The sequence below is a fragment of the Kitasatospora sp. NPDC058965 genome (assembly GCF_042741245.1).
GTDB lineage: Bacteria > Actinomycetota > Actinomycetes > Streptomycetales > Streptomycetaceae > Kitasatospora.
Map to the genome: position 1 here is coordinate 1 of NZ_JBHYKG010000389.1, position 7,134 is coordinate 7,134.

A 7,134-nucleotide genomic window follows, 5' to 3' on the forward strand; every position below is an offset into this window, starting at 1 on the left:
CAGCGCCAAGAGCGCCCTCATCACCCTCGTCGAGCACGCCCTGCTCGCCCGCCTGCGCTGACCACCACCGGCGGGGACCTCCCACGAGGTCCCCGTCGGCGATGTCCCGGGGCGGTCCCCGTCGGCGTCAGGCCTCCGGCTGCACGCCGGCCTTGAGCAGGCCGTAGGTGTACGCGTCCTGCAGCGCCAGCCAGGAGGCGCCGATCACGTTGTCGGCGACCCCCACGGTCGACCAGGTGCCGCTGCCGTCGGTGCTCTCGATCAGCACCCGGGTCTTGGAGCCGGTGCCGTGCTGGCCCTCCAGGATCCGGACCTTGTAGTCGGACAGCTCCAGCTTGGCCAGCTGCGGGTAGATCTTCTCCAGCGCGCTGCGCAGGGCCCGGTCCAGCGCGTCCACCGGGCCGTTGCCCTCACCGGTGGCGATGATCCGCTCGCCCTTGGCCCAGAGCTTGACGGTGGCCTCGTTGCCCGCGGTGCCCCCCGGGCCCTGCTCGCTGATGGTGCGCCAGGACTCCAGCGTGAAGTAGCTCGCCGGGCGGCCGTGCACCTCGCCGTGCAGCAGCAGCTCGAAGGAGGCGTCGGCGGCCTCGTAGGTGTAGCCGAGCAGCTCCTGCTCCTTGACCCGGGCCACCACCCGGCCGGACAGGTCGCGGTCGGCGGACAGGTCGTAGCCGAGCTCGCGGCCCTTGAGCTCGATCGAGGCCCGCCCGGCCATGTCGGAGACCAGCATCCGCATGGTGTTGCCGACCAGCTCGGGGTCGATGTGCTGGTAGAGGTCGGGGTCCACCTTGATCGCGGAGGCGTGCAGCCCGGCCTTGTGCGCGAAGGCCGAGAAGCCCACGTACGGCTGGTGGGTGGACGGGGTGAGGTTGACCACCTCGGCGATCGCGTGCGAGATCCGGGTCATCTCGGCCAGCTTGCCGGCCGGCAGCACCCGGTGGCCGTACTTGATCTCCAGCGCACCGACCACCGGGAACAGGTTGGCGTTGCCCACCCGCTCGCCGTAGCCGTTGGCGGTGCACTGCACGTGGGTGGCGCCGGCGTCCACCGCGGCCAGCGTGTTGGCCACCGCGCAGCCGGTGTCGTCCTGGGCGTGGATGCCGAGCCGGGCCCCGGTGGCGGCCAGCACCTCGGCGACGATCTCGCGCACCCCGCCGGGCAGCATGCCGCCGTTGGTGTCGCAGAGCACCACCACCGCCGCACCGGCCTCGTGCGCGGCCCGCACCACTGCGAGGGCGTACTCGGGGTTGGCCTTGTAGCCGTCGAAGAAGTGCTCGCAGTCGATGAAGACCCGGCGGCCGCGCTCGCGCAGGAAGGCGACGCTGTCCCGGACCATCTCCAGGTTCTCCTCCAGCGTGGTGCGCAGCGCGAGCTCCACGTGGCGGTCGTGCGACTTGGCCACCAGGGTCACCACGGGGGCGCCCGAGTCGACCAGGGCGGCCAGCTGCGGGTCGTCCGCGGCCCGGCCGCCGGCCCGGCGGGTGGCGCCGAAGGCCACCAGCTGGGCGTGCTTGAGCTGCAGCTCGGACTGGGCCCGGGCGAAGAACTCGGTGTCGCGGGGGTTGGCTCCCGGCCACCCGCCCTCGATGAACCCGACGCCGAAGTCGTCCAGGTGCCGCGCGATGGTCATCTTGTCGGCCACCGTGAGGTTGATGCCCTCGCGCTGCGCGCCGTCGCGCAGGGTGGTGTCGAAGACGTGGAAGCCGTCGTCGGGGTGACGTGTACTGCCGTCGGTCATGGCCCTGGTTTCTCCGTTCGGGAGAGAGTCTGCTGCTGCCGGAATCGAGTTCCCGGCTCCACTGTCCACCTTCCCGCGCGCCACCCGGAATCCGGGCCCGCCGGGTGGGCGGGGACGGGGTTCCGAGTCCTGCCCGGTCGGCGTGGGGTGGGCCTGGCCGGGCAAAACAAAAGACCCCTCGCGGGTGCGAGAGGTCTGCGCGCGGGTCTGAGGACACGGTGGTCGTCCCGCGGGGTTCACCGCGGAACGGTCACTGCGGACCGGCGCGCCTGCTGCTAATAATCATCAGCGAAAGCGAGGACACGCTGGCAGTCTGGCACAGCCCGGCGGCAGCGGGAGGAACGTCTCGCGATCCGGGACGGGCGTGTCAGAACGGGGCGTCCACCCGGGCGCCGCGCGTCGGCGGGCGCCCGGGTGACCGGTCGTCAGGCCTTGATGATCGGGTGCAGCCAGCCGTGGGTGTCCGCGACGGTGCCGCCCTGGATGCCCAGCAGGGTCTCGCGCAGGCGCATGGTGACCGGGCCGGGCTCGCCGGTGCCGACGGTCCAGTCGGCGCGGGCGGACTTGACCGAGCCGACCGGGGTGATCACGGCGGCGGTGCCGCAGGCGAAGACCTCGGTCAGGGTGCCGTCGGCGTTGCCCTGCTTCCACTCGTCGGTGGAGATCTTCCGCTCCTCGGTGGCGTAGCCGAGGTCCGCGGCCATGGTGAGCAGCGAGTCGCGGGTGATGCCGGGCAGCAGTGCGCCGGACAGCGCCGGGGTGACGATCCGGGCGTCCGCGCCCTCGCCGAAGACGAAGTAGAGGTTCATGCCCCCCATCTCCTCGACCCACTTGTGCTCGGCCGCGTCCAGCCAGACCACCTGGTCGCAGCCCTGGGCCGCGGCCTGGGCCTGGGCGACCAGCGAGGCCGCGTAGTTGCCGGCGCACTTGGCGGTGCCGGTGCCGCCCGGGGCGGCCCGGACGTACTCCTCGGAGAGCCAGACCGAGACCGGCTTGACCCCGCTGGGGAAGTAGGCGCCGGCCGGGGAGGCGATCAGCACGAACAGGTACTCGTTGGCCGGCCGGACACCCAGGCCGACCTCGGTGGCGAACATGAACGGGCGCAGGTACAGGCTCTGCTCGGGCTCGGTGGGCACCCAGTCGCGGTCCTGCTGGACCAGCAGCTCGACCGCCTCGACGAAGGTCTCGGTGGGCAGCTCGGGCATCGCCAGCCGGCGGGCCGAGGCCTGGAACCGGGCCGCGTTGGCCTCCGGGCGGAAGGTGGAGACCGAGCCGTCCGGCTGGTGGTAGGCCTTGAGCCCCTCGAAGATCGCCTGCCCGTAGTGCAGGGTCATGTTCGCCGGGTCCATCTCCAGCGGGGCGTACGGGGTCAGCTGGGCGTCGTACCAGCCGCGGCCCTCGGTCCAGCGGATGGTGACCATGTGGTCGGTGAAGATCCGGCCGAAGCCGGGGTTCGCCAGCCGGGCCGCGCGCTCGGCCGCGGGCAGCGGGTGCGCGGAGGGCTTGAGGTCGAACGGGATGGGCGCCTGGGTGGGCGTGGTCATGGCTTCAGTCCTTCACCGTGGGGTTGGTCCGGGCCGACCCGCCAGGTGCTGGGACACACGACGGCACGGCCCACTGTTGATGGTCGCATCTCAGGGGCCGTGCCGAACAGCTGTGGGGTTGTGAGTGGCTCTCCCAGCCGGCCCGTCAGCCGGATACTCGGGCCGCGAGCGCGTCGCCGACCTCGGAGGTGGTCCGGGTGCCGGTGCGCTCGGCCAGGTCGGCGGCGACCGCCGCCTCGACCGCGGCGGCCTCGGCGGCGAAGCCCAGGTGCTCCAGCAGCATGGCGACCGAGAGCACGGTGGCGGTCGGGTCGGCCTTGCCCTGGCCCGCGATGTCCGGGGCGGAGCCGTGCACCGGCTCGAACATCGACGGGAAGGCGCCGGAGGGGTTGATGTTGCCGCTGGCGGCCAGGCCGATGCCACCGGTGACCGCGGCGGCCAGGTCGGTGAGGATGTCGCCGAACAGGTTGTCGGTGACGATCACGTCGAACCGCTCGGGCTGGGTGACGAAGAAGATCGTCGCCGCGTCCACGTGCAGGTAGTCGGTGGTGACCTCGGGGAACTCCTGGCCGACCTGCTGGAAGATCCGGGTCCACAGGTGGCCGGCGTGCACCAGCACGTTGTTCTTGTGCACCAGGGTGAGCTTCTTGCGCGGGCGGGCGGCGGCGCGCCGGTAGGCGTCGCGGACCACGCGCTCGATGCCGAAGGCGGTGTTGAGGCTGACCTCGGTGGCCACCTCCTGCTCGGTCCCGGTGCGCAGGCTGCCGCCGTTGCCCACGTACGGGCCCTCGGTGCCCTCGCGGACCACCACGAAGTCGATGGCGGGCTCACCGGCCAGCGGCGAGGCCACACCGGGGAAGAGCTTGCCCGGGCGCAGGTTGATGTGGTGGTCGAAGGCGAAGCGCAGCTTCAGCAGCAGGCCGCGCTCCAGCACGCCGGACGGGACGGACGGGTCCCCGATGGCGCCGAGCAGGATCGCGTCCTGGCCCTTGAGCTCTTCGAGCACCGCATCGGGCAGGGTCTCCCCGGTCGCGTGGTACCGGCGGGCTCCGAGGTCGTACTCGGTGGTCTCCAGCTTCACGTCGGCCGGAAGCGCGGCGGAGAGGACCTTGAGCCCTTCGGCGACCACTTCCTGGCCGATGCCGTCACCGGGGATCACTGCGAGACGAAGGCTGCGAGACATGCTGGGAACGGTACTCCGTGTCTCGGGGGGTGACACCTCGCGTCCACGATGCGGACGGGTCAGGGGAACTCAATGGTGACCGGGAAAGGCTGCTCAAGCTTGATCGTGTCACGGAAGATTCCGGTCGGGAGGTACGAACCGGTGGTCGGATCCAGCTCATAGGTGTAAACGACAGGCCGACCACGGTCCTCCTCCACCCGCCAGAGGTATCGGATTCCGGCAGCCGCATACTTACGTGGCTTGGTGTGCCGATCGCGCTCCTCCGACTCCTCCGAGACGACCTCGACCACCAACAGAACGTCCTCGGGCAGGCAGAAGGTCTGCTTCAGCCCCCGGAACGCGCTGTCGGCAACCACTGCGAGATCGGGCTCGGGCCGATTCTTGCGATTCAGCCTGACGGTCATCTCGCGCCAGACGTCCCAGCCCGGCTCAACAGCACCCTCCAGCGCCCGTTCCAAAGCCCGGATGGTGCGCATGTGGAACAGGGTCTGCGGGCTCACGAAGATCAGGCTCCCGTCGATCAGCTCCGTGTGCGGAGGCAGGTCAGGGAGCCGGTCCAGATCCTCGGCCGTCCAGCCGCCCACCGGCGGGCGCAGCCAATCCGGATGTGGTGCGACGCTCATCATTACTCCCATGCGCGAGAGTCTGGCGGTCCAGTTCAGGCTACCCGGCGGGTCCTGGGACTGAATCACCCGAACGTGTCCAGGATGGCCGCATGCGGGAAGTGACGGGCGCGGTCGGCGCCGGGGCGGGCGCGGTGGGGACGTACTGCGCGGCGCTCGCGCTGCACGGGGGGTACCCGTTCGGGGGCCGGCTGCGCGGCGGGACGGCGATGGTCGACCTGGTGGTGCCGCTGCACACCCGGCTCTGGGACCTGGTGCACGGGAACGGCGGCGGGGACCTGCTGGTGAACTGGCGCAGCGGGTACGCGGTGCCGTTCCTGCCGGACCTGGTGAGCGAGCTGCTCAACCCGTGCTCCTGGGTGGTGCTGCTGCTCCCCCGGGCCCAGGTGGCGCTCGGGGTGTTCCTGGCCGTGCTGCTCAGCCTCGGGGCCGGGACCGCGCTGATGACCCGGTTCCTCGGACGGCTGTGCCCCGGTTCGGTGCTCCCGCGCGGCCTGCTCGGGATCGGGTACGGGCTCTGCGCCTGGACGCTGGTGACGGGGGTCGGGCGGCCCGCCTGGATGTGGGGGCTGGTCGCGCTGCCGCTGCTCTGCCTGGCCTTCGACCGCTGCGTGCGCCGCACCGGCTGGCCGCTGGGCACCCTGCTGGTGGCCGCCACCTGGCTGGCCGACTTCTACACCGCCGCCACCGCCTCGCTGGGCGCCGGCCTGGTGCTGCTGCTGCGCCTGGCGGTGGCCCGCACCCCCTGGCGCGGGCGGCTGCGCGCGCTGGGCCGGGCCGCGGCGATGGCGGCGGTCGGCATCGCGCTCGGCGCGGCGCCGGTGCTCTGGCTGACCTACCGGGCCGGGCGGGCCGCGCAGCCGGCCGCGGTGGTGCACCCGAGCACCCCCGGAGTGACCGACTACCTGGCCCAGCTGCTGCCCGGCGGGCCGGCGGCCCGGGCCCTGCCGAACGTCTTCGTCGGGGTGCTCGGGCTGCTGCTGGTGGCCGCGCTGCCCTTCAACCGCCGGGTGCGGCTGCGCGAGCGGGTGGCCTGGACCGCGGCGCTGCTGCTGGTGGCGGCCTCCTTCGTGTGGCGGCCGACCGTCCTGCTCTGGCACGTGTCCACCGCGCCGGAGGGCGATCCGTACCGGTCCACCTTCGTGCTCAGCGGGCTGCTCACCATGGCGGCCTGGGTCTGCCTGGCGCACCGGCCGCCGCTGCCCGCGCTGGCCGGTGGTGCGGCGCTGGTCGCGCTGCTGGCCGCGGTGGGCCACGGGCGCGGGTCGACCCGGCCGGTCACCTGGGTGCTGCTGGGCGTCGGGGTGCCGCTGGGGGTGCTGGCGGTGCGGGCGCTGGCGGGCGGGGCGCGGTCCCGGCGGGCGGCGCTGGGGGTGCTGGGCTGCGTGGTGCTGGTCGGCTCGGGCTGGGCGGCCTCCTCGGTCCTGCAGCTGCGGGACCGGCCGGTGGCGGGCGCGCCGCCCGTCCCGACCCGGGCGCAGCTGGCCGCCGCACGGGCCCTGGTCGCCACCGGCGAGCGGTGGCCGGCCGGGCGCAGCGATCCGGGGCCGCACCTGTTCACCGGCAACGACCCGATGCTGCTCGGCGGTGAGGGCGGCGGCTACCGCAGCGACTACCTGCCCGCGGCCACCGCCCAGGCGCTGCACGGGCTGGGGGCCGGCTGGCAGTTGCAGGGCCGGCAGACGCTGAGCTTCACCGACCCGCTGGGCCAGGCCCTGTTCGGGGTCGGCAGCTCGCTCCAGCCCGACCTGACGGTGCGCCGGGCCCCGGCCGCGCCCCTGGTGACGGTCGTTCAGCAGGTCGGCCGGGACAGCTCCTCCGTCTGGGCCCGCCGGCAGTCGCTGCTCCGGCCCGGGGCGAGCCCGTACCAGGTCCCGCCGCCGGTCCCGGGCGGCGGACCCGCCCCCACCGACCACGGCAGCAGCGGCTGGTCGATCCCCACCACGCCCGCCGGCAGCCCGCCCACCGAGCTGACCGCGCGCTGCGACCCCGGCCGCTCGGCGTTCCTGTACGCGCCCTACCTGAGCGGCGAGCTCGGCCAGCCGG

At 73.2% G+C, this 7,134-nt stretch carries 5 protein-coding genes; 1 reads left to right on the top strand and 4 read right to left on the bottom strand.

Translation table 11 applies throughout. From position 1 onward, the window contains the following. Positions 1-127 precede the first annotated feature (127 nt). From cimA to ACFW1A_RS36430, 4 genes are all read right to left on the bottom strand, one after another. Positions 128-1,738 carry a citramalate synthase gene (gene cimA / locus ACFW1A_RS36415; protein WP_380417168.1) on the bottom strand — a complete coding sequence of 537 codons (1,611 nt, stop codon included), beginning with the start codon at positions 1,736-1,738 and terminating at the stop codon, positions 128-130. 425 nt (positions 1,739-2,163) lie between these two features. Then, on the bottom strand, positions 2,164-3,282 hold the full coding sequence (locus ACFW1A_RS36420; RefSeq protein WP_380417170.1) for a branched-chain amino acid aminotransferase: 1,119 nt from the start codon (positions 3,280-3,282) through the stop codon (positions 2,164-2,166). A gap of 145 nt (positions 3,283-3,427) precedes the next feature. Then, positions 3,428-4,465, bottom strand: a complete 1,038-nt coding sequence (locus tag ACFW1A_RS36425; protein ID WP_380417172.1) for a 3-isopropylmalate dehydrogenase — start codon at positions 4,463-4,465, stop codon at positions 3,428-3,430. Between the two features lie 59 nt (positions 4,466-4,524). Further along, positions 4,525-5,088, bottom strand: coding sequence for a Uma2 family endonuclease (locus ACFW1A_RS36430; protein ID WP_380417174.1), 564 nt, complete (start codon positions 5,086-5,088; stop codon positions 4,525-4,527). Between the two features lie 92 nt (positions 5,089-5,180). Between ACFW1A_RS36430 and ACFW1A_RS36435 the strand changes: the two genes are divergently transcribed. Continuing rightward, positions 5,181-7,134 (top strand): YfhO family protein (locus ACFW1A_RS36435; RefSeq protein WP_380417176.1); only part of this gene is annotated, 1,954 nt, incomplete at its 3' end.